The organism is Pseudodesulfovibrio portus (assembly GCF_026000375.1).
Classification (GTDB): Bacteria; Desulfobacterota; Desulfovibrionia; order Desulfovibrionales; family Desulfovibrionaceae; genus Pseudodesulfovibrio; species Pseudodesulfovibrio portus.
Genome location: NZ_AP026708.1, coordinates 274,686 through 296,055, shown reverse-complemented (window position 1 = coordinate 296,055; position 21,370 = coordinate 274,686). Strand labels below are relative to the sequence as shown.

Sequence of the window (21,370 nt, the reverse complement as noted above, 5' to 3'; positions counted from 1 at the left end):
ACGACTCCGTTATTTCCCGCCGAACAGGAATTGCTTCTCGTTTGCCTGGACCAAAGTGTCGTTGGGGACATTGTCCACGAATGACAGTTTGGACACCTTGACCTGATCCTTGCCCGCAGCCTTGGCCTCGTAAAGGGCGTCATCCGCCAGCTTGACCAATGCCTCACCCGTCATGGGAGCGCCGCCCTTGTAGCAGGTCAGGCCTGCGGAGCAGGTGACGGAAAACATCTCGCCGCCTTCCGGGGTGCCGAATTCCATGGCCCGGAACTCGCCGAGCAGCCGGTCCAGGAGGCGCTGGGCCTTGACCACGCCGGAACCGGCCATGATCAGGGCGAACTCCTCGCCGCCGAACCGGGCGGCCAGATCGTAACGGCGGGTGGACGCCTGCAACTGCTTGGCGAAACGGATCAGCACTTCGTCGCCCTTGGGATGACCAAAGGTGTCGTTGACGTATTTGAAGTTGTCCAGATCCAGAATGGCCAGGGAAAGCGGGGTCCTGGTGCGCTTGGAGCGTTCGATCTCGATGTCCAGGATGCGATCGAAGGCCCTGCGGTTGGCCAGCCCCGTCAGGGCGTCGTGATCCGTCTGGTAGGCGAGCTTTTCCAGAGTCTCCTGAAGCTGCTTGAGATGCGGAAACGCGTCTCCGTTGATGGGCAGCGTCAGCCACTGCTTGAAATCGTGCCGGGCCGACAGGGTCTCGAACTCTTCCGGGGTCACACCCTGGAAGAGTCGGAAAACCCAGACCGCATCGGCGGGGTCCACATCCTTATTCCCTTTGGAGAATTCACTGAGCTCCTGTTGGAGCACGGAGAGCTCCGAGGCCAGCTCGTTCTCGGGGAAAGTGCTATTTTTGTCCTTGGGCATGTATCCAGAGTAGGTGGTTTCTGATCATCCCGTCCAGATCGCCGTCCAGGAAAGCGTCAACGTTGCCGTTTTCGCTGTTGGAGCGGTGGTCCTTGACCAGACGATACGGTTGCAGAGTATAGGTCCGGATCTGACTGCCCCAGGCTATGGCCTCCTTGGCCTGGTAGTCCTGCCTGCGGCTTTCCTCAAGCTTCTTCAGCTCCTGCTCGTAGAGGCGGGCCTTGACCAGGCGCAGGGCCGTGGCCTTGTTCCTGTGTTGGGATTTTTCGTTCTGGCACTGGGCCACTATCCCCGAGGGAATGTGCGTGATGCGCACGGCAGAGCTGGTCTTGTTCACCGACTGGCCGCCCGGACCGCTGGACCGGAAGGTGTCGATGCGCAGGTCCTCGTCCTTGACCTCGATCTCGATGTCGTCGTCCATGTCCGGGTAGACGTCCACCGAGGCAAACGACGTGTGTCGCCTGCCCGAGGAGTCGAAGGGAGAGATGCGGATGAGCCGGTGCACGCCCGATTCGCCCTTGAGCAGGCCGTAGGCGAACAATCCTTCGATCTGCAGGGTGACGGACTTGACGCCCGCCTCGTCGCCCGCCTGATAATCGAGCTGGGTGACCTTGAACCCCTTGCGCTCGGCGTAGCGGTTGTACATGCGCAGGAGCATTTCCGCCCAGTCCTGGGACTCAACGCCGCCCGCTCCGGGATGGATTTCCAGGATGGCGTTGGATTTGTCGTGTTCGAAGGCGAACATGGTGGCCAGCTCGGTGCTTGCCAGCCGGTCCCTGAGCAGGTCCACCTGGGCCGAGAGCGCGGACAGGGACTCCTCGTCCGGGGCTTCCTGCGCCAGCTCCAGCCACGCGTCGAGATCGTCCTTGGCTTCGGACAATCCCTCGTACATGTCGAGCTTGGTGGTGAGCTGGCTTTTTTCCTTGAGGATCGGGGTCAGGGCGTCAGGCTTGTCCCACGCACCCGGCTTGGAGAGGTCTTTTTCTATTTCACCAAGGCGGTGCCGGGTTTCGGCGTAGTCAAAGACGCCCCCAGAGGGTCTGAAATTGTTTGAGGAGTTCCGCCGAAGCGGCTTTGAGTTCGGGATATTCAAGCATTATGGAGTATTTCCTTTCTTCTTCAAGGCGTTATATGCCAGCCAGGCGTATATGGCAACGGTCATGATGAACACGAATGCGTCGAGCCGGTCCCGGACCTGATGGTAGACGGTCACGCCTTTGAGCGGGGCGATTTTCATGCTCAGGCTTTCCGCCTGGAACTGTGTTCCCCTGGCCGCGATCCGGCCCACGGGGTCAATGAAGGCAGAGATGCCCGTGTTGGTGCCCCGGGCCAGCCAGCGGCCCTGTTCAACGGCTCGCATGACGGCCAGGTCGAGGTGCTGGGCGGGAGCTGACGTGTTGCCGAACCAGGCGTCATTGCTGATGTTCACCAGGATGTCGGCGCCCCGGGCCACTTGCTGCTGGGCAAGTTCCGGAAAGATGGCTTCATAGCAAATGAGCATGCCGAGGGCAACGTCGCCGGATTGAATCGGCTTGTTGTCCACGCCGGGCCGGAAGTTGCCTACGCCTTGGACCAGCTTCTTGAACGGCACCCATTCCTCGAACGGCATGTATTCGCCGAAGGGGACGAGATGTTCCTTGTCGTAGTGCTGTCCGATATTTCCGTCGGTGTCCATGAGCCACGCCCGGTTGTACAGGATGTAGGCACGGGTTTCGGGATCGATGATCTTGTAGGCCGGAGAGCCGGTGATGATGTTGGTCTGCGTGTCGCGGGCCAGGATTTCCATGCCCCGGCGCAGCGGCGTCTGGTCCTGGACGAAAAAGGGCATGGCCGTTTCCGGCCAGATGATCAGGTCCGGGGATTCGGCCCGGATGGCCTTGAGGCTCAAGCTCGCGTATTTCTTGACCGTCTCCGCCTGGGAATCGGGGTTCCACTTGACGCCCTGATCCACGTTGCCCTGAATCAGGGACACGGTGTAGTCCCTTTCCCCCACGTCGAAGGTGGCGGTCCGGTATACGCCGAACACCGTCAGCGTCACGGCCAGCCCGACGGCCAGCCACAGGGCGCTGCGATAGGTGGAGTACAGCAATCCGGCCACGGCCAGGCAGGCCAGGACGCCGGACAGGCCGTAGGCTCCCAGCACGGACGCGCCCTGGATGGCGAAGGGCCACCGTGCAAAGGCTGCGGACAGGTTGATCCACGGGAAACCGGAGAGCACGAAACTGGACAGCATTTCAAGAGCGGTCCAGGAGAGCCCGGCCAGCAGGCAGAGCATGACGCCGGTGACCCGTTGTCCTGCGTGGTACATGCCAAGTGAGAAAAAGCCGTAGTAAAGGCTCATGAATGCGGCCAGCAGGACCGGGCAGGGCAGGGCGATGTACCAGGGCAACCCCCCGTATATCTGGACCGGGATGACCATCCAGTAATAGCAGCCTGCGGCTGCCAGCGTGCCGCCCAGCCAGCCGTATTTGAAGGCGTTCCTGCCGGATGTGGCGCGCAGGCCTATCCAGGCCAGGCCCAGGGGAAAGGCCAGCGCTGCGAGAGGAAAGTGAAACAGGGGATTGGAGAATCCGATCCAGGCGCCGACCGTCGCTATGCAGACCAGGGCCAGCACGGGCTAGACCGTCTCCAGGGGCTCGATCCGAATGGACCAGATCTGACGTTCGTCGGCCTTGAGAACGGTGAATCGGCGATTGTCGAAAGTGTAGAATTCGCCCTGGCCCGGAATGCGTCCGGCCATGGCGGCCACGAAACCGCCGATGGAGTCCACGTCCTCGCTTTCAAGGGTAATGTCGCACCGTTCGCTGACTTCGTCCAAAGGAACGCGCCCGGACACGATGTAGATGTCGTTGGGCAGCTCCCTGATGTCCTCGGGACGGCCCTGGTCGTATTCGTCGGCGATTTCGCCCACGATTTCTTCCAGCACATCCTCCATGGTCACGATGCCTGCGGTCCCGCCGTATTCATCCCGGACGATGGCCATGTGGAGCTTTTCCCTTTTCAACGCGGCAAGGATTTCGTCCAGCCGTTCCTCTTCGTTGACGAAAAACGGCAGACGCATGAGGTCGTTCACGGAATCTTCGGTGCGTCCGTGCAGGAAGGACTCCAGCAGGTCCTTGGCATGCACCACGCCGATGATGTGATCCTTGGTGCCTTCAAAGATGGGGATGCGGGAGTGCGCCCCCTTGCTCACGATGGTGTCGGCCACCGCCCTGACCGGGCTGCCGGATTCTGCGCAGACCATGTCCGTTCTGGGGACCATGATCTCCTTCACCATTTTTTCGTCCAATTCCAAGACGTTGAGAAGCATCGAAACCTCGTTGCGGTCGATCTCGCCGTCCGCGCGGGCTTCGAGGATGTGTTCCTCAATGTGCTGGTCGTTGGCACCAAAAAATTTTTTGAAAACTGAAAGAAATCGACTGTCAGATCCTTCGTCCAAGATCAGACTCCTTGAAAGGGTTCGATGGATTGAATGGAGATGAAACGGTGACGATACATCCGTTTTTCCTTGATTTACAATCTAGTCGGTGTCCGGGGGGCTGTCAATACAGTGAGGGAAAGGATTTCGTTACAGCTGTCCATGCTTTTTCAAATGGATTTCCAGGCAGGACAGGGCGGCCGGGGTGATCCCGGATATGCGGCCCGCCTGACCCAGTGTCATGGGCTGTACCCTGGTCAGTTTCTCCACCACCTCGCGGGTCAGGCCGGACACGGCTGCGTAGTTCATGTCCTCGGGCAGGACCACGTCCTCCATGGACCGGAACTTGGACACCAATTCCTCCTGCTTGACCAGGTAGCCCTCGTAGCGGACCTGCGTCTCCACCTCGCGGAGTACGTTCTCCGGGGTGTCGGCAAGGGGAGGATGAAAAACGGCCAGCTGTTCGATCGTCATCTGCGGCTGGCGCAGCAGGGCGGCCAGTTCCACGGCCTTGCCGGGCACGGCCGCGCCGATTTCCGACAGGGTCTCCCGGGTCGAGGCGTCCGGACGGATGCGGATGGCGTGCATGGCTTCGAGGGTCTCCCGCATCATTTCCCGCTTGGATGAGAACAGGGCCCAGTGGTCGTCGTCCACCAGCCCGATGTCGCGACCGATGGGAGTCAGCCGTTCGTCGGCGTTGCCCTCGCGCAACAGCAGGCGGTGTTCGGCACGGGAGGTGAACATGCGGTAGGGCTCTTCCGTCCCCTTGGTCACCAGGTCGTCCACCAGCACGGCCATGTACGCCTGATCGCGGGAGAGCAGGAACGGGTCCCTGCCGCGCAGCTTGGCGACTGCGTTCAGGGCGGCCCAAAGTCCCTGGGCCGCTGCCTCCTCGTAACCCGACGTGCCGTTGATCTGACCCGCGAAGTACAGGCCGGGCACGGCCTTTGTCTCCAGGGTGGGCTTGAGCTGTGTGGGCGGCGCGTAGTCGTACTCGATGGCATAGCCGGGCCGGACGATCTGGGCATTTTCCAAGCCCACGATGGCCGCCACCATCTTTTTCTGCACATCGAAGGGCAGGCTGGTGGGGATTCCGCTGGGATACATCTCGGCGCTGTGCAGTCCCTCCGGCTCCACGAAAATCTGATGCCGGTCCTTTTCCGGGAACCGGGCCACCTTGTCCTCGATGGACGGGCAGTAGCGCGCTCCGGTGCCCTCGATGATGCCTGTGAACATGGGAGAGCGGTCAAATCCGGACCGGATGGCCTCGTGGGCCTTCTCATTGGTGTAGGTCAGGTAACAGGGCACCTGCGGCATGGGCACCGTGGTGTTGCGGAAACTGAACGGCATGGGCGGGTCGTCGCCGGGCTGGACCTGCATGGCGTCGAAATCGATGGAATCCTTGAGCAGCCTCGGCGTTGTGCCGGTCTTGAGGCGACCGAGGGTGAAGCCGAGTTCCCGCAGGTTGTCGGAGAGTTGATTGGACGGGGGGTCGCCCATGCGCCCGCCGGTGAAACTTTCCAGGCCGATGTGCATGAGGCCGCGCAGGAAGGTGCCGGTGGTCAGCAACACGGCTTTGGACGGAAGGATTTCGCCCAGTTCGGTGCGCACCCCGCACGCCTGTCCGTCCTTGGTCAGGACGGCGGCCCCGGTGTCCTGAAAGACCCACAGGTTGTCCTGGGAAAAGATGGAGCGCTGGACCACGCGCATGTACTCGGCGCGGTCTATCTGTGCGCGGCTGGAGCGGACCGCCGGGCCCTTGCGGGTATTCAGGATGCGGAACTGGATGCCTGCGGCATCGGCCCACAGTCCCATCATGCCGCCAAGGGCATCGATCTCCTTGACCATGTGGCCCTTGGCCAGGCCGCCGATGGCCGGATTGCATGACAGGTGGCCGATGCGGTCGGCGTTGATGGTCAACAGCAGTGTCTTGAGCCCCAGCCGGGAGGCGGCCATGGCGGCTTCGCAACCGGCATGGCCCGCACCGACCACGATCAGGTCGAATGTTCCCGGGAACGGGGCTTTGCGCTGCATGTTCCTCTCGCTGCTATACGGTCAAGAGCATGTCGGCGATGACCTTGGCGTCGCCGATGGTGTTCTTGATGGATGCCCATTCGTTGGGTTGGTGGGCGTTGTGGTTGAGCGTGGCCCAGACCACGGCCTCATATCCCCGGCGGCGCAGGAACGCGGCCACGGTGCCGCCGCCAACGCCAACGGTGCGGGGATTGTTGCCGTACACCTTCTTGATGGAGCGCATGGTCTTCAGAGCGATTTCGCTGTCCGCCGGAGTGGCCGGAGCAGCCTGCTCATACATGGTCGTGTCATAGGAAATGGTCACGCCGTACTTCTTCTCGATCTCAGAGCCGAACCCCTTGATGGTCCCCAGCACCTCGGACAGGTCGTATTCGGGCATGACGCGGGAATCCACGTAGAACACGTCCCGGCCCGGGATGGTGTTCACGTTGGTGACGTTGGCTTCCTTCATGGTCGGCTGAAAGGTGGAGCGGGGCGGGTCGTACAGGAGATTCTCCGCCGGGTAGAGCGATTCGAGTTCCTTGATGCGCAGGATGAATTCGGCGCACGGCACCAGGGTGTTCACACCCTGGCTCGGGGTGGACGCATGGCACTGCTTGCCCTCGATGATGATCTTGAGCCAGAACATGGACTTTTCGGCCACTTCCACCTGCTCGGAGGTGGGTTCTCCGGAATCGGGAATCAGGAAGAAGTCTTCCTTTTTGAACAGGTTCTCGTGCTCGCGCACCAGGTAGTCCAACCCGAAGGTGGAGCCGGTTTCCTCGTCGGCCACGAAGAGCATGCCGTAGTTGATCTCGGGCGTGATCTTTCCGTCCAGAAGGGCGTGCGCGACCAGGAGCGAGGAGACGATGCCCTGCTGGTTGTCCTCGACGCCGCGTCCGATAAGGGTGTCGCCGTCGCGGACCATGTCATAGGGATCGGATTTCCAGAGCGTCAGGTCTCCCGGAGGCACCACGTCGATGTGGGAGATGACCCACAGGGTCTTGCTCGTGTCCCTGCCGGGGATCAGGGCCAGCAGGTTGGGGCGGTAGCCGCACGAGACCTCGCTGTCCGGGGCCTGAAATTCGCGGACGTCTTCGATGCCCATGGATTTGAGGTAGCCGAGCAGATATTCCGCCTTTTCCTTTTCGCCGTCGCCGCCGTTCTTGGGGCCGAGAGCGGGGATGGCCGTAAGATTCCTTTGCAATTCGACGACTTTATCGGAATGCCGGTCGAGAAGAGCGAAGAGTTGGTCCATGGGGTGCCTCCGAAGTGTTTCCGATACGTTAGACCAAAAAAGTGTTTGTAAAAACAAAAAAAAGGCGGGGACAGAAGCCCCCGCCTTTTTGGCGTGCGATATCCTAGCGGCCGCGTGCTGCGCGCTTGGAAGCCTTGAGCGGGTTGACCTTGACCTTGCCGGTCTTGTCCACTTCGGCGCGGACGTGGGTGGCAAAGTTGCAGACGCCGTGGGCCCACTTGCGTTCGGGCTGGGCGTAGGTCGGGCAATACTTCTCATCTTCGAAGGGAACGATGCGTTCGCAACCTTCACACTTTTCGACAACGGGTTCCAGGACGACGCCCTTGTAGCTCAGACCGGCATCGGTCTTGACGGCGCCTTCCAGGGAAACGATAGTTTTCTTCTTGGCCATGTCGTGCCTTCCTCCTAAAAATCATGTGGCGGCTGCCACGGAAAATTTCATATCAATGCAAGAGCAGAATTCGATATGCACCCAGGGTAGGTGTTGTCAAGGTTTTTGCGACTATTTTTTTATTTTTCTGCCGCGTTACAAACCCACTTTGCGGCCTCTCGAGCCTTTGTTTTCAAGGATATCACGTCCATTGTCCTGAACTCTCCATAAAGATAGAGCACTTCTCCGGCGACCATGGTCATGCACACTTCCATGCCCGTCGCCGCGTACACCGCATGGGAGACATGATTGAAAACGGGCATCAGGTTGGGGAAGCCGAGATCAAGGGCGATCATATCCGCCGGACACCCTTTTTCGATGCGGCCCAGTTCCGGCCATCCGAGGCATTTGGCGGACCCCAGGGTGGCCATGTCCAGGGCGGCCTGGGCGTTCACGGCCGAAGCGTCTTCGGCCCTGACCTTGCCCATGAGGGCCGCCAGTCCCATCTCCCGGAACATGTTGAGTTGATTGTTGCTTGATGCGCCGTCCGTACCCAGTCCCACCGTCACGCCCGCCTCAAGCATCTTCTGTACCGGTGACATGCCGGAGGCAAGCTTGAAGTTGGACGCAGGGTTGTGGACGACGTTGACGCCTGTTTCGGCCATGAGCGCGATTTCCTCGTCCGTCACGTCCACGCAGTGATGCAGAGTGGTCCGTTCGGTCAGGAGACCGTGCTCCTGGAGCAGGGCCACGGGCCGCTTGCCGTACTTGTCGAGGCAGACGGCTGTCTCGGTGGGAGATTCGGCCAGGTGGATCTGCCATGGGATGTCGAGCTCCTCGGCCAGCGCGAAGCTCGCGGCCAATTCCTCCGGCGGAACCGTGAAGGCCGCATGGGGTGTGACCGCCGTACGCAGTCTCGGGTGGTTCTCAAAACGCGTTTCGAGATTTCGTATGGTGTTCCAGCAATCCTCGGCAGTGGGAAAGAGCGGGGAAGGGAAGCCGAAGAACCCCTCGCCCAGCACCCCCCGCATTCCGCAGTCGATGACCGCCTGTCCGGTGACATGCTCGTGGAAGTAGCCGTTGAGAAACGCGGTGCATCCTGTACGGATCAGTTCGGCGCACCCCAACCTGGCGCCGGTGTCGAGCAGATCGTCCGTGAGTTGGAATTCCACAGGCCAGATATGTTTTTCCAGCCAATCCATGAGCGGCAGGTCGTCGGCATAGCCGCGGAGCAGCGTCATGGGCAGGTGGGTGTGACCGTTGACGAGTCCCGGCAGGAGCAGTTTGCCCGACAGGTCGAGACGCTGCTCCGGTTCATAGCCGGCTTCCAACTCGGCCTGGCCGCCCACTTCCAGGACGAGGCCGTCCTTCACGGCCACTGCCGCGTCGGTAAGGACCCGACGGTCACGGTCCTGGGTTACGGCCGCATCCGCCCGCACGAGCAGGTCGCAGGGGCGGGGGACGGACATGGCGGCGGTATCGCTCATGAGCGGTTAATCCATATTCTTGATGACTTCGACGAGCAGGGAGGTCACCTTTTCCACGTTGCCCTGGAAGACTTCAAGAATCTCCTCCCAGGTCACAGGCGCCTCGTCGGTCTTCCAGCAGTCGTAGTCGGTGGACATGGCCACGGCGGCATAGGGGATTCCCGCCTCGTTGGCCAGGATGCATTCCGGGGCCACGGACATGTTGATGACGTCCGCGCCCCACATGCGGAACATGTTGGATTCCGCACGGGTTGAGAAGCGGGAGCCCTCGATGGTGATCACGGTGCCGGACTTGTGGTGGGCCAGGCCGAGCGTGTCGCAGGCAGCGTTGAACAGTCCTCGCAGTTTTTCGTCAAAGGGGTCGGCCATGGGTGTGTGCACTGCGCCGTGGGGCTCGAATTCCTCATGGAAGGAAACCGGGCGGCGGCGGGTGAAGTCGATGAACTGATCCAGGATGACCAGGTGGCCGCGGTCGATCTCCTTGCGCAGGGAACCGCAGGCGGTGGTGGCCAGGATGCTGGAGCAGCCTGCGTCCTTGAGCGCCTGGATATTGGCGCGGTAATTGACGAACGTGGGCGGAATGGTGTGTTCGCGCCCGTGGCGGGCGATGAGCACCACCTCGCGTCCTTCGATGGTCCCTTGCTTGAGCGGAGCTGAAGGCGGGCCGTAGAGGGTCTCCACCGTCACGTCGCTGGAATTCAGCAACAGGTCGGGGTTGTCCAGGCCGCTGCCGCCGATTATGCCGATCTTACTCATGCCTGATCCTTCCTAATCGATTTCAAGGAGATAGTCGCACCTGACGTCGTTGGCCTTCATGACCTCGTCGCCGTCAAGGTAGGTCAACTGCACCACGAAGCCTGCGGCCACGATTTCGGCTCCCACTTCCCGGATCAGCTTGATCATGCCCTCGGCGGTGCCGCCGGTGGCCATGAGGTCGTCGATGATCAGCACCTTGTCGTCCGCATTGATGGCGTCCACGTGCATGCACAGGGTGTCCGTGCCGTATTCGAGGTCATAGGTGACGCAACGGTTCTTGTAGGGCAGCTTGCCGGGTTTGCGGATGGGGACGAAGCCGATGCCCAGTTTCAGGGCCAGGGGGGCTCCGAAGATGAAGCCGCGTGCATCTGCGGCCACGATCTTGGTCGCGCCGCTTTCCCCGTAAAGATCCGCGAAGCGGTCGATGCAGTACTGGAAAGCCTCGGGCGACTTGAGGATGGGGGTTATGTCGAAAAAGGTAATGCCCTTTTTGGGATAATCCGGGATGTCTCTGACGTAATGGCGTAAATTCATGGTGCCTCCTGAAAATATGAATACCGGAGAGTCATACGGTTTGAGCGGATATGGTGTCAATGTTGTTGCCAGACCGCAGGCCATTCGCTATCCAGACCACCATGGAGAACGAACATGGCTGATCGCGCCACAGGACACAGGGCCAAGAAGAGCCTCGGGCAAAATTTTCTTCGGGATCCGAACATCTGCCGCAAGATCGTGGATTCTCTTGCGCCCGGGACGGATGATTACATCATCGAGATCGGCCCGGGGCAGGGGGCGCTCACCGAGCACCTGGCCGAAGTCGGCGCACGTAAGCTCGTTGCCATTGAGAAGGATGACTCACTGGCGGACCATTTGGCCGGTCGCTGGCCCGATCTCGAAGTCGTGCGGGCCGACGCCACCAAGTTTCCCTGGGCATCCCTTAATGAGACCGGTCCCTGCAAGATCATAGGGAACCTGCCGTATAATGTGGGTTCCAAGCTCATCTGGGATATCGTCAGCCGGGTGGAGACCCTCGAGCGGGTCGTGTTCATGGTCCAGCATGAGGTGGCGCTCAGGTTGACGGCGGAACCGTCTACCAAGGCGTTCGGCGGGCTCACTGCCTGGGTGAAGAATTTCTGTCGCACCACCTATCTTTTCAAGGTTCCGCCCACGGTCTTCCGGCCCCAGCCCAAGGTCGATTCCGCAGTGGTTCGATTCGATCCCCTGCCCCGAGAGGACCGTCCTGACGATCCGGACGCCCTGTCGCAATTGATCAAACTCCTTTTCCAGCAGCGCCGAAAACAGATATCAACTATATTAAAAAAGCGGTGGACCCCGGAGGTCGGGGCGTGGTTTGATGAAAATGGCGTCAACCCGGGATCCAGGCCTGAAAATCTGACGGCGGAGCAGTTCCGCTCCCTGTCGAAAAGGATTTAGTGCGTTTTTTCACAACAATTGGCTATCCCCCTATTGACTTGTTTTCGAAAAGAGTGTTTTTGATGTTGATTCCGAAATGGGAAAAAGCCCCGGAAGCTACGTCTGGCGCAGTTTTTTTCCATTTTTTTGGGTCCTTGGGCTGGACACAGGTGAAAAGTTCATTTAAAGGCCTAGGGAAGGTTGTTGAAGGAAACAAAGTGCGCGTGCATTTTGTGCTCTGCCAGCACTTTAGCATGATACGTTAAGGAAATTATTTCTATTGAGGAGGAAGGACTGATGACAAAGGCTGAATTGGTTGTCAAAATTGCGGAGAAGGCCAACCTGACCAAGGCGAACGCCGAACGCGCCCTGAATGCTTTCCTGGAGACCGTTGAAGGCACTTTGGTTGCCGACGGCAAGCTGACCCTGACCGGTTTCGGCACCTTCGTTGTCGAAGCCCGTAAAGCCCGTGTTGGCCGTAACCCCCGCACCGGTGCAGAGATCAAGATCCCGGCCACCAAGGTCGTCAAATTCCGCCCCGGCAAGCTCCTTAAGGACGCTGTAAAATAATCTCAGGGGAGACATTTCTATGATGATTCACGGTGAAACCGTACACAGCCCGTTACCCATGGACCTTCCTTGGTGGATGCCCGATCATTTCGTCTTTTTCGGCGTCCTCTACGTCGTGCTCGGCGTTATCGGCGTCGCTCTGGCAGTCACTGTTTTTCAGTCCCTGCGTGATGCGAAAAACGCACAGCACTAGTCATTGATTTCATATGACATCAAGGGCCTGTCCGCCATCGGCGGACAGGCCCTTTTCTCGTCCGATCGGAAAACGATTTTTCTATCCTGTTTAACGGTTGCATTTTGTTTTCAATGTGTATATGAATAACCTCTTATTTCGCCGACCCGCAATAAAAGGCGCGGGTGGTTCACCGAGGGGGTGATTTGATTGCCAGGTGTTTACTTAGAAGATAGCGACAATTTCGACATCTCTCTCCGCCGCTTCAAGAAGCAGGTCGAGAAGGCAGGTATCCTGTCCGAGCTGAAGAAACGTCAGCACTATGAAAAGCCCAGCGTGCAGAAGAAGAAAAAGAAAGCTGCCGCCAAGAAGAGGCTTGCCAAAAAGATGCGCAAAATACGCAGCATGTAAGAAAAATGAGTCTTTCCAATCAAATAGACAAAGACTACATTGAGGCCTACAAGGCCAAAGCTACGGTAAAAGTGGCCGTCTTGAGACATCTCAAGACGGCCATTAAAAACCGTATGGTCGAGGATAAGGCCGACTCGCTGTCCGACGACGCGGTGATGGAACTCATCGCCCGGCAGGTCAAGCAGCGCAAGGATTCCTTTGACCAGTACACCAAGGCCGGCAGGGACGATCTGGCACAGGTTGAAGCCCAGGAACTTGTCGAGCTCGAGGTTTACCTTCCCAAGCAGCTCTCCGATGAGGAGTTGGAAGCGGCCATTGATAAGGCCATCGCCGATCTCGGCGCTTCCTCCATGGCTGACATGGGCAAGGTGATGCAGGCCGTTCTCGGTGCCCACAAGGGGCAGGTCGACGGCGGCAAGGCCAGCGGACTGGTCAAGTCCAAACTCTCCTAAACATCCGAAGGAAGCGACTCGCTGATGGAGTCCAGAACTTTCCAGGTATTGGAATTCCCCAAGATCCTCGGGGCGTTGTCCGGTTTCGCCGTTTCGGAACCCGGTGCTTCGGCCTGTCTTGAAATCCGCCCTTTCACCTCTTTTGCCGAGGTGCGGAGAGCCAGTGAACTGTTCGAGCAGGCAGCGGCCTGGGTGGGTGAATCGGGATTCAGGATGACGCCATTCCCGGACATGGCCGCCGTCTTTCCCCACATCCGCAGGGAAACGGCCGTGCTCGATCAGGACGCGCTCTTTGCACTTCGCATCGTCCTCGACATCGCGCGGCAGGCGCGGGAATCTCTCGATGCCTATGAGGAAAGAGAGTGGGGAACCCTTCGCGAGACATTGTTCGCTTCGGGGTGGCCGCAAAAGACGGTATCCGGCATCACCCGTTGCCTTGACGGTGAAGGGCAGATCCGAGATGAAAGCTCTCCCGACCTTCTGGCCGTGCGCCAGGAAATCCGCGCCATCCATCAACGCTGCACCAAGCGGGTCAAGGATTTCATCCTCCAGGAGAACCTTTCCCAGGCCATGCAGGACGAATACATGACCATTTCGTCCGACCGGTATGTGTTGCCCATTAAATCGAATTTCAAGAACAAGACCAAGGGCATCATTCACGATTATTCCCAGACCGGGGAGACCTGTTATTTCGAACCCCTTTTCCTGGTGGAGACCAACAACCGGCTTCAGGAACTCAAACGCGAAGAGAGGGAGGAAGAATACAAGATTCTCCAATACCTGACCGCGCTTGTCCGGGAGGAAGCCGAAGAGGTCCACGAGGCATACCTGGGTGTTGTCTCCATTGACGTGCTCATGGCCAAGATATGCCTGGCCGACCGGTTTGACGGCCGAGCCATCGAGATCGTGGAGCAGGGGGCCCCCAGCCTGGTCAAGGCGCGCCACCCGCTCCTGGCCTTGGCCGACGATTCCGTGCAGGCGATTGATATCGCGCTGCTTGAAGGCCAGAAGGCGATGATCGTCAGCGGCGGAAACGCGGGCGGCAAGACCGTTTGCCTCAAGACCGTCGGCTTGATCGGGCTGATGGCCTTTTCCGGCCTGCCCGTTCCGGCCAGGGAGGGCAGCCGGTTGCCTTTCTGGACCGATGTGTTCGTGATCATGGGCGACGAGCAGTCCCTGGAGGAAAACGTGTCCACGTTCACGGCGCAGATTCAGTATCTGCGGCGCGTCTGGGACAAGGTGGACGGTAATTCGCTGTTCATTCTTGATGAATTCGGTGCGGGGACCGATCCGACCCAGGGCGCGGCCCTGGCCCAGGCGGTCATCGACTCCCTGGTGGAGAAACAGGCCACCACGTTTACTGCCACCCATTTCCCGGCCCTCAAGGCTTACGCCATGGCTGCGGAGTCCGTGCGGGCGGCCAGCGTGCTGTTCGACCCCTCCACTAAGAAGCCGCTGTTCAAGCTCGCCTACGATCAGGTGGGCGCGTCCATAGCCCTTGATGTTGCAAAAGAGCACGGGTTGCCTAACGAAATCCTCACTCGTGCCGAAAAGTATTTGTTGCTGGATGGCTCCGACACCTCTGCCGTTCTGGACCGGCTCAACGCCATGGCCGTCAAGCGAGAGGAAGAACTGGATGCCATTGAGCAGGAGCGCAGGAAGATCGAGAAGAAGCGGGCCGGGCTGGAAGCCAAGTTCGAGCAGGAACGCACCAGGATTCTCAAGGATGTGCAGGCCCGCGCCCAGGACGTGGTCAAGCAGTGGCAGGCGGACCGCATCGGTCGAAAGGAAGCGCGCAAGAAGCTGGCTCAGGTCAGGTTGAAGGTCGAGGATCTGGGCGGAGCGAAGAAAAAAGTTCCCGGCTTTTCTTTCTCGGATATTGTCCCGGGCATGAAAGTGTCGTATCTGGCTTGGAACAAGTCCGGTATCGTGCTGGAAGTCAACGAAAAGAAGCAACAGGCCAAGGTGGACATCGGCGGGGTCGCCATGTGGGTCAAGGCCGACAATCTCGGTCCTGCGAGTGCAGCGAAAAAGACTGCATCCAAGGGGCCCAAGGCTGCGGGGGTGGCGCCGAGCGATCTGGTTGTGGAAGTGGACCTGCGGGGCAACCGGGCGGACGTGGCCATTGCCGAGTTGGAGCGGGCCCTGGATGACGCACTGCGCAAGGGCGCGGGAAAAATGGAGATTGTTCACGGCCGGGGCACCGGAGCCCTGCGGCGCGAGGTGCATGACTTCCTCGCGCATTACCCGGCGGTTGCGAAATTTTCCCTGGCCAACGAAGATCGTGGCGGGGACGGCATGACCGAAGTGACGCTCAAGTAGCTTTCGGAGGAATGGGTGGACAGAAGTGGTGTCGAGGCCGTCAAGGCCCGAATCAATATTTCGGACATAGTGCGTCGCTATGTCGACCTGAAGCCGGTGTCCGGCCGGTGGATGGGAGCCTGTCCCTTTCATCAGGAGACCAAGCCGTCCATGTCGGTCAACGACGACGAAGGCTTTTTTTATTGTTTCGGCTGCCAGGCGTCGGGCGACGTCATCGATTTCTACGGCCGCATCAACGGCCTGGATTTCCGGGAATCATTGGAGCAGCTGGCTGCCGAGGCCGGGATCGAGCTGTCCCATGTGCCGCACGATCCACACGCTGCAGAGCGCAAGGCGCGCAAGCAGTTGCTCATCGACATGCACGAGGAGGCGAAACAGTGGTTCCAGCGCAATCTGAGCGTTGCCGCAGGGGATCATTGCCGCCGCTACCTGACCGATCGGGGCATGACCGGCGAGATGATCGAGAAGTTCGCCCTGGGATACAGCCCCGAGGACTGGCACGGGCTGGACAATTTTCTCAAGTCCAGGGGCCGTTCTCCGGAGCAGGGCGTCGAGGCCGGACTGCTTTCCAAAAATGAGCGCGGTGACATTTATGACCGGTTCCGTGGAAGATTGATCTTCCCTATTCAAAATTTATCGGGCCGGGTTATTGCTTTTGGCGGCAGAGTAATTACTGATGGAGAACCAAAGTACCTGAACAGCTCGGATACGCCCATTTACAAGAAGGGCGACCACTTGTACGGGTTGAATCTGGCCCGGTCCACCATGACCCGCACCAAGCGGGCCATACTGACCGAAGGGTACATGGATGTTATTTCGCTCCACCAGTTCGGCTACACCGACTCCTGCGGCGTCCTGGGCACGGCCCTGACGCCGGACCAGGTGAAACGGTTGGCCGGCTTCGTGTCGCGGGTCGATCTGATCTTCGACGGCGATGGGGCGGGGCGCAAGGCGGCCATGAAATCCAGCAGGATGATCCTGCTGCAGGGCGTGGCCTGCCGCGTGGTCCTCATGCCGGAGGGCGAGGACGTGGACAGCCTGCTTCAGTCCAAGGGAGTCGATGGACTGGAAGCTTGCATGAATGAGGCGCCGGACGGCCTGACGTTTTGCATGAACACCCTGCGCGCGGAGTATGCTCCCAGGGACATCATGACGTGGGCCAAGAGCTTTTTGTCGGATTTGTCCGACGCATCCTTGCGGGCGTACTATTTGCCCCGACTGGCGACCGGACTGGGGTTATCGGAGGCTGATTTCAGGCGCGATGCCGGTGCAATGACACCGCAGCGCAATACGCAGCAACAGCCTCGGCGACCACAGACGGTTTCGCAGCCGGTGGGCATGGGCGTCGGCAAGGACGACAAGGATGACAGGTATTTTTTACGGTTTCCGATCCAGTACCCGGACTATGTCCCGGCCCTGGCGGAAAGGGGATTTGCACGGATTCTTCGTTCGGATTGGGCGAAGGCGTTTTGGGAGAAGCTTGTAAACACGCAGCCGGGCCGGGTATCGAGCCTGCTGAACGACCAGGAAAAAAGCTTCTACTACAGATGCCGCGAGGAAATCAGGGCAAACATTCTTTCCGGCCGGGAACTGCTTCAGGAGTGGAACCACATATGCGAAAAAATTTCGTCCGGACAAAAAAACATGGATGAAAAGCAGCTCACAGAGGCCATACGGCAGGCACAGCAAAGCGGAGACACCAAGCGGGCAATGGAACTCTTGGCCTTGAAGGAATCTCGCAGGAGGGATGATGAGCAATATTAAGGAAATCCAACAGATCAAGACCCTTATCGCCGCAGGCAAGAAAAAGGGATTCCTGACATATGAAGAATTGAGCAAGGCGCTCCCTTCCGACTACAACTCCCCGGAGCAGTTGGAAGAGATTCACGCCATTTTCGACCAGATGGACATCGCCCTGGTCGAATCCGAAGACGTGGCCAAGGCCAATGGAGCGGCCCAGGGGCTGGACCTGGAAGAATCCGACGACGATTCCACTGAATACGCCTCCCGGTCCACGGACCCCGTGCGCATGTACCTGCGCGAAATGGGCGCCGTTCCCCTCTTGGATCGCGAAGGCGAAGTCGTCATCGCCAAGAAGATCGAAAACGGCGAACTGGACGTCCTGTATTCCCTGGTGGAGGTCCCGGTGGCCGTCGAAGAGCTCATTTCCGTGGGCGAAGACCTGGAAGCGGGCAACATCAAGCTCAAGGACGTGGTCAAGACCATAGAAGAAGACGACCCGTCCGAGGATGAGATGAACCAGCGCCAGCGCGTCATCTTTCTCCTTGCCGAGGTCAAGAAGCTCTACGGCAAAAAGAAGAAGGTATACTCCAAGCTCGACTACTGCGCCTGCCTGGACAAGCGCGTCTACGGCGTGCAGAACGAAATCCTCCAGTACAAGGAGGAAGTGGTCAGCCGGTTGCGCGACATCAAGCTGGAAAAGACCCTCATTGATCGGATCATAGAGACGGTCAACGACTATGTGCGCCAGATGCACAACTGCCAGCGAGACCTGTCCGCCTACATCCTGTCCGTGGGCCAGACCAAGATCGAGATCGAGGAACTTTTCAAGCAGGTGGACGAACGGGAGATCAATCCCGTGGTGGCCGCCGACAAGCTCGGCATGACCGTGGAGGAGTTCTTCTCCTTCAAGGAAATGCTGGCGGGCAAGCTGGAGATCATGAACCGGCTCCAGCTCAAGTGCTGCCATTCCGTGCACGACCTGGAAGAGGTCCTGTGGCGCATCAAGTCGGGCAACAGCACGGCCATGCGCGCCAAGCAGGAACTCATTCGCGCCAACCTGCGCCTGGTGGTGTCCATCGCCAAGAAGTACACCAACCGCGGCCTGCAGTTCCTGGATCTTATCCAGGAGGGCAACATCGGCCTCATGAAGGCCGTGGACAAGTTCGAATACCAGCGCGGCTACAAGTTCTCGACCTACGCCACCTGGTGGATTCGCCAGGCCATAACCCGCGCCATCGCGGACCAGGCCCGGACCATCCGTATCCCGGTGCACATGATCGAGACCATCAACAAGCTCATCCGCACCTCCCGCTATCTCGTCCAGGAGTTGGGGCGCGACCCGTCCCCGGAAGAGATCGCCGAGCGCATGGACTACCCCCTTGAGAAGGTCAAGAAGGTCCTCAAGATCGCCAAGGAACCCATCTCCCTGGAGACGCCCATCGGCGACGAGGAAGATTCCAGTCTCGGCGATTTCATCGAGGACAAGAAGGCCACCGCGCCCGCCGAAGAGGTGGTCTCCACCAAACTCGGCGAGCAGATCGCGTCGGTCCTGTCCGATCTGACCCCGCGCGAGGAGCAGGTCCTGCGGAAGCGTTTCGGCATCGGCGAGAAGTCCGACCACACCCTGGAAGAAGTGGGCAAGCTCTTCAACGTCACCCGCGAGCGCATCAGGCAGATCGAGGCCAAGGCGCTCAGGAAGCTGCGCCATCCGGTCAGGAGCGCGCTGCTGCGGTCCTACTTCGAAAACTAGACCAGACCATCGGGCCGGGAGGACGTCACCACGTCTTCCCGGCTTTTTTTATATCCAATGGACTCCTTCATCACCATAATCATCATTCCCGTCATCGCCGTCGCCCTGGACAGCGTCTTCGGCGACCCCAAGTCCTTGCCGCATCCGGTGCGGTTCATCGGCAAGCTCCTCGAACTCTATGAGGGATCGGCCCGCAGGGTACGCATCCCCTTGAGAGCGGCGGGCTGGGTCGCAGTCTTCCTGTTTGCCGTTTCGGCCTGGGGCGCGGTGGCGTATCTGACGGCCATCCCGTATCTCGGCGTGGTCATCGGCGTGTATTTCGCCTACGCAGGGCTGGCTCTGGGGTGTCTCATGAAGGACGCTCGCACCGTGGCCAGGCTGCTCGATTACGGCAGCATGGCCGAAGCCCGCCGCGAATTGGCCATGCTCGTCAGTCGGGACACCGGCACGCTGGATGAGGCCGGTTTGCGCCGCACCCTGGCCGAGACCGTCAGCGAAAATCTCAATGACGGATTTGTGGCTCCGTTGTTCTATCTTTCCCTGTTCGGCCCGGGCGGCATGTGGGCCTACAAGACCGTCAGCACCATGGACTCCATGTGGGGATACAGGACCGAACGCTATCGCGACCTGGGAAGGGGAGCGGCCAAAACAGACGATTTGCTGGCCTGGATACCGGCCCGGATCACGGCCAGAATCATGCTTTTCGCGGGCAGGCGACTCGGGCTCGACCATGCGGCGGCAAAGGCCAACTACAAGGGTGACGCGCTGAAAATGGAAAGTCCCAACGCAGGCTGGCCCATGGCTGCAGCGGCCTGGCTCGCAGGGGGGCAGATGGGCGGGCCAACGGTATATTTCGGAAAAATCAAGGACAAGCCCCTGCTCGGCCCGACAGGACAGGACTGGGATAAGGGGAAAATCCGGACCTTGATACGGTTGTGCGGAGCCACCGGCAACTGGGCGGCCTGGATGCTCATCCCGTCATTGGGGCTGGTCAGGTGGATTTTCTGAATTGAACGGCAGGCAGGAAAAAGGGGCTTCGGATGAAGCCCCTTTTTTTTGTTATTCTTCGCCGAGTTCCACACTTCGGTAGTATGACTCGAAGACTCCGTCGATGATGTCTCCCTTGACCGCCTGGCGGTCGAAGTGCATGAGCGCCCGGATGGTCGTGCCCGCAGGGGAGGTGACCATTTCCCGGAGCTGGGTGACGGAGTATTCGGACTGGTCGGCCATCTTTGCGGAGCCGAGGAACAGCCCCTTGACCATCTCCGTGGCCTGGGGCCGTGTCAGGCCGAGGGCAACGCCGGATTCGATCATGGCTTCCATGAAGTAGAACACATAGGCGGGGCCGGAACCGATGACGCCGGTGAAGGCGTCGAACATCTTTTCCGGCAGAATGTGCGCCTGGCCGATGGCGGCGAAAACCCCGGGGACGAATTCCTTCATATCCTCGGTCAGGTTTTCGTTTTCCAGGCAAATGGCGGAAACGGATTCATTGACCAGGGCCGGGGTGTTGGGCATGACCCGCACCACGGCGCAACGTCCTTCCGTCCAGTCCTCGTATCGGGCCAGGGGCAGCCCGGCGCAGATGGAAATGAGGCATTTGGACGAATTCAGGTCCCCCGTGATCTCCTTGACCACGGTTTCAGCATGCTGTGGCTTGACCGCGAGCACGATGTAGTCGCAGACCTTGACCAGGTCCTGGGCGGTCTCCTGCATGACAACGCCGAGTTCCTCGCTCAGTTCCCTGAGCTGGGCCATGCGGTGGTCCATGCCGTGCAATTCGATGTCGTCACGGGAGGCAAGGCCGCGAATGATGGCCGAGCCCATGTTGCCTACTCCTATGAATCCGATTTTCTTGGTCATTATCCCACCAGCTCGTCGTCGTTGAAGAAGTAGGCCACCTCGGTCTTGGCGGTGTCGGGACCGTCGGAACCGTGGCAGGAGTTGTTCTGGATGTTTTGGCCGTAGGCGGCGCGAATGGTGCCTTCCTCGGCATCGGCCGGATTGGTGGCACCCATCAGCTTGCGGTAGTTCTCGATGGCGTTTTCGCCTTCCAGGCAGGAAACGACCACCGGGCCGGAGATCATGTAGTCCACGAGCTCGCCGAAGAAGGGACGTTCCTTGTGCACGGCGTAGAAACCTTCGGCCTTGGCGCGATCCATGTGGATCAACTTCATGCCTTTGATCTTCAGGCCGGAGTCGGTGATCATCTTCAGGATTTCAGCGATCAGGCCGCGCTCGACGGCATCGGGTTTGATGATGGAAAAAGTGCGTTCGATAGCCATGGAAAGCCTCCGTTTGTCATAGTACTTATACGTTTCGGCAGAATTTTGCCACTGTTTGAAAGGCCGCCCCCAAGCGACCTTCGGCT

Annotated in this window: 21 protein-coding genes; 9 read left to right on the top strand and 12 right to left on the bottom strand. The window is 59.6% G+C overall.

Annotated features, from left to right (window positions below):
* Positions 1 to 9: 9 nt before the first annotated feature.
* The 10 genes from OO730_RS01480 to OO730_RS01435 all read right to left on the bottom strand — a co-directional run bounded on the left by OO730_RS01480 (position 10) and on the right by OO730_RS01435 (position 10,700).
* The gene (locus OO730_RS01480; RefSeq protein WP_264982808.1) at positions 10 to 864 is read right to left on the bottom strand and encodes a GGDEF domain-containing protein; all 855 of its coding nucleotides are present in this window, start codon (positions 862 to 864) and stop codon (positions 10 to 12) included.
* Positions 845 to 1,961, bottom strand: a protein-coding gene (prfB, locus tag OO730_RS01475; protein ID WP_264982807.1) for a peptide chain release factor 2 whose coding sequence is annotated in 2 segments (ribosomal slippage) — positions 845 to 1,885 and positions 1,887 to 1,961 — 1,116 coding nt in all. Because the reading frame shifts where the segments join, the coding sequence is not laid out codon by codon here. The genes OO730_RS01480 and prfB overlap by 20 nt, the downstream gene beginning before the upstream one ends.
* A complete protein-coding gene (lnt, locus tag OO730_RS01470) occupies positions 1,961 to 3,478 on the bottom strand; it encodes an apolipoprotein N-acyltransferase (RefSeq protein WP_264982806.1) in 1,518 nt (505 codons plus the stop codon). Before lnt ends, prfB begins: the two co-directional genes overlap by 1 nt.
* Before the next feature lie 3 nt (positions 3,479 to 3,481).
* Positions 3,482 to 4,303 carry a hemolysin family protein gene (locus tag OO730_RS01465; RefSeq protein WP_264982805.1) on the bottom strand — a complete coding sequence of 274 codons (822 nt, stop codon included), beginning with the start codon at positions 4,301 to 4,303 and terminating at the stop codon, positions 3,482 to 3,484.
* A 129-nt stretch (positions 4,304 to 4,432) separates the two neighbouring features.
* Positions 4,433 to 6,316 carry a tRNA uridine-5-carboxymethylaminomethyl(34) synthesis enzyme MnmG gene (gene mnmG / locus OO730_RS01460; protein WP_264982804.1) on the bottom strand — a complete coding sequence of 628 codons (1,884 nt, stop codon included), beginning with the start codon at positions 6,314 to 6,316 and terminating at the stop codon, positions 4,433 to 4,435.
* A gap of 13 nt (positions 6,317 to 6,329) precedes the next feature.
* Complete coding sequence (locus tag OO730_RS01455; protein WP_264982803.1) at positions 6,330 to 7,553, bottom strand: M20 family metallo-hydrolase; 1,224 nt, start codon at positions 7,551 to 7,553, stop codon at positions 6,330 to 6,332.
* 103 nt (positions 7,554 to 7,656) lie between these two features.
* Entirely contained in the window at positions 7,657 to 7,944 is a 288-nt protein-coding gene (locus OO730_RS01450) for a PxxKW family cysteine-rich protein (RefSeq protein WP_264982802.1), read from the bottom strand.
* 119 nt (positions 7,945 to 8,063) lie between these two features.
* A complete protein-coding gene (locus tag OO730_RS01445) occupies positions 8,064 to 9,410 on the bottom strand; it encodes an amidohydrolase (protein ID WP_264982801.1) in 1,347 nt (448 codons plus the stop codon).
* 6 nt (positions 9,411 to 9,416) lie between these two features.
* Positions 9,417 to 10,166, bottom strand: coding sequence for an S-methyl-5'-thioadenosine phosphorylase (gene mtnP, locus OO730_RS01440; RefSeq protein ID WP_264982800.1), 750 nt, complete (start codon positions 10,164 to 10,166; stop codon positions 9,417 to 9,419).
* A gap of 12 nt (positions 10,167 to 10,178) precedes the next feature.
* Positions 10,179 to 10,700 (bottom strand): adenine phosphoribosyltransferase, encoded by a 522-nt coding sequence (locus tag OO730_RS01435; protein WP_264982799.1) that lies wholly within the window; start codon positions 10,698 to 10,700, stop codon positions 10,179 to 10,181.
* Between the two features lie 114 nt (positions 10,701 to 10,814).
* On the opposite strand from OO730_RS01435, the gene rsmA reads away from it, so the two are divergent.
* The 9 genes from rsmA to cbiB all read left to right on the top strand — a co-directional run bounded on the left by rsmA (position 10,815) and on the right by cbiB (position 20,007).
* Complete coding sequence (rsmA, locus tag OO730_RS01430) at positions 10,815 to 11,600, top strand: 16S rRNA (adenine(1518)-N(6)/adenine(1519)-N(6))-dimethyltransferase RsmA (protein WP_264982798.1); 786 nt, start codon at positions 10,815 to 10,817, stop codon at positions 11,598 to 11,600.
* Positions 11,601 to 11,876: 276 nt separating this feature from the next.
* On the top strand, positions 11,877 to 12,149 hold the full coding sequence (locus OO730_RS01425) for an HU family DNA-binding protein (protein WP_264982797.1): 273 nt from the start codon (positions 11,877 to 11,879) through the stop codon (positions 12,147 to 12,149).
* A 19-nt stretch (positions 12,150 to 12,168) separates the two neighbouring features.
* Positions 12,169 to 12,342: a hypothetical protein gene (locus tag OO730_RS01420; RefSeq protein ID WP_264984179.1), complete on the top strand. Its 174-nt coding sequence runs from the start codon at positions 12,169 to 12,171 to the stop codon at positions 12,340 to 12,342.
* Between the two features lie 189 nt (positions 12,343 to 12,531).
* Positions 12,532 to 12,732 (top strand): 30S ribosomal protein S21, encoded by a 201-nt coding sequence (gene rpsU, locus OO730_RS01415; protein ID WP_264982796.1) that lies wholly within the window; start codon positions 12,532 to 12,534, stop codon positions 12,730 to 12,732.
* A 5-nt stretch (positions 12,733 to 12,737) separates the two neighbouring features.
* Complete coding sequence (locus OO730_RS01410) at positions 12,738 to 13,184, top strand: GatB/YqeY domain-containing protein (RefSeq protein ID WP_264982795.1); 447 nt, start codon at positions 12,738 to 12,740, stop codon at positions 13,182 to 13,184.
* 24 nt (positions 13,185 to 13,208) lie between these two features.
* Positions 13,209 to 15,506, top strand: coding sequence for an endonuclease MutS2 (locus tag OO730_RS01405; protein WP_264982794.1), 2,298 nt, complete (start codon positions 13,209 to 13,211; stop codon positions 15,504 to 15,506).
* Between the two features lie 15 nt (positions 15,507 to 15,521).
* Positions 15,522 to 17,270, top strand: a complete 1,749-nt coding sequence (gene dnaG, locus OO730_RS01400; protein ID WP_264982793.1) for a DNA primase — start codon at positions 15,522 to 15,524, stop codon at positions 17,268 to 17,270.
* A complete protein-coding gene (rpoD, locus tag OO730_RS01395; protein ID WP_264982792.1) occupies positions 17,257 to 18,999 on the top strand; it encodes an RNA polymerase sigma factor RpoD in 1,743 nt (580 codons plus the stop codon). The genes dnaG and rpoD overlap by 14 nt, the downstream gene beginning before the upstream one ends.
* 57 nt (positions 19,000 to 19,056) lie before the next feature.
* Complete coding sequence (gene cbiB / locus OO730_RS01390) at positions 19,057 to 20,007, top strand: adenosylcobinamide-phosphate synthase CbiB (protein WP_264982791.1); 951 nt, start codon at positions 19,057 to 19,059, stop codon at positions 20,005 to 20,007.
* Between the two features lie 51 nt (positions 20,008 to 20,058).
* On the opposite strand, the gene proC is transcribed toward cbiB, so the two are convergent.
* Both proC and ndk read right to left on the bottom strand, forming a co-directional pair.
* The gene (proC, locus tag OO730_RS01385) at positions 20,059 to 20,862 is read right to left on the bottom strand and encodes a pyrroline-5-carboxylate reductase (protein ID WP_264982790.1); all 804 of its coding nucleotides are present in this window, start codon (positions 20,860 to 20,862) and stop codon (positions 20,059 to 20,061) included.
* A complete protein-coding gene (gene ndk, locus OO730_RS01380; RefSeq protein ID WP_264982789.1) occupies positions 20,862 to 21,284 on the bottom strand; it encodes a nucleoside-diphosphate kinase in 423 nt (140 codons plus the stop codon). Before ndk ends, proC begins: the two co-directional genes overlap by 1 nt.
* Positions 21,285 to 21,370 lie beyond the last annotated feature (86 nt).

Coding starts and splice junctions, on each gene's coding strand:
- OO730_RS01480 (WP_264982808.1), bottom strand. CDS start 864: ATGCCCAAGGACAAAAATAGCACTTTCCCCGAGAACGAGCTGGCCTCG.
- mnmG (WP_264982804.1), bottom strand. CDS start 6,316: ATGCAGCGCAAAGCCCCGTTCCCGGGAACATTCGACCTGATCGTGGTC.
- OO730_RS01455 (WP_264982803.1), bottom strand. CDS start 7,553: ATGGACCAACTCTTCGCTCTTCTCGACCGGCATTCCGATAAAGTCGTC.
- OO730_RS01450 (WP_264982802.1), bottom strand. CDS start 7,944: ATGGCCAAGAAGAAAACTATCGTTTCCCTGGAAGGCGCCGTCAAGACC.
- OO730_RS01445 (WP_264982801.1), bottom strand. CDS start 9,410: ATGAGCGATACCGCCGCCATGTCCGTCCCCCGCCCCTGCGACCTGCTC.
- mtnP (WP_264982800.1), bottom strand. CDS start 10,166: ATGAGTAAGATCGGCATAATCGGCGGCAGCGGCCTGGACAACCCCGAC.
- OO730_RS01435 (WP_264982799.1), bottom strand. CDS start 10,700: ATGAATTTACGCCATTACGTCAGAGACATCCCGGATTATCCCAAAAAG.
- rsmA (WP_264982798.1), top strand. CDS start 10,815: ATGGCTGATCGCGCCACAGGACACAGGGCCAAGAAGAGCCTCGGGCAA.
- OO730_RS01425 (WP_264982797.1), top strand. CDS start 11,877: ATGACAAAGGCTGAATTGGTTGTCAAAATTGCGGAGAAGGCCAACCTG.
- OO730_RS01420 (WP_264984179.1), top strand. CDS start 12,169: ATGATGATTCACGGTGAAACCGTACACAGCCCGTTACCCATGGACCTT.
- OO730_RS01410 (WP_264982795.1), top strand. CDS start 12,738: ATGAGTCTTTCCAATCAAATAGACAAAGACTACATTGAGGCCTACAAG.
- OO730_RS01405 (WP_264982794.1), top strand. CDS start 13,209: ATGGAGTCCAGAACTTTCCAGGTATTGGAATTCCCCAAGATCCTCGGG.
- rpoD (WP_264982792.1), top strand. CDS start 17,257: ATGAGCAATATTAAGGAAATCCAACAGATCAAGACCCTTATCGCCGCA.
- cbiB (WP_264982791.1), top strand. CDS start 19,057: ATGGACTCCTTCATCACCATAATCATCATTCCCGTCATCGCCGTCGCC.
- proC (WP_264982790.1), bottom strand. CDS start 20,862: ATGACCAAGAAAATCGGATTCATAGGAGTAGGCAACATGGGCTCGGCC.
- ndk (WP_264982789.1), bottom strand. CDS start 21,284: ATGGCTATCGAACGCACTTTTTCCATCATCAAACCCGATGCCGTCGAG.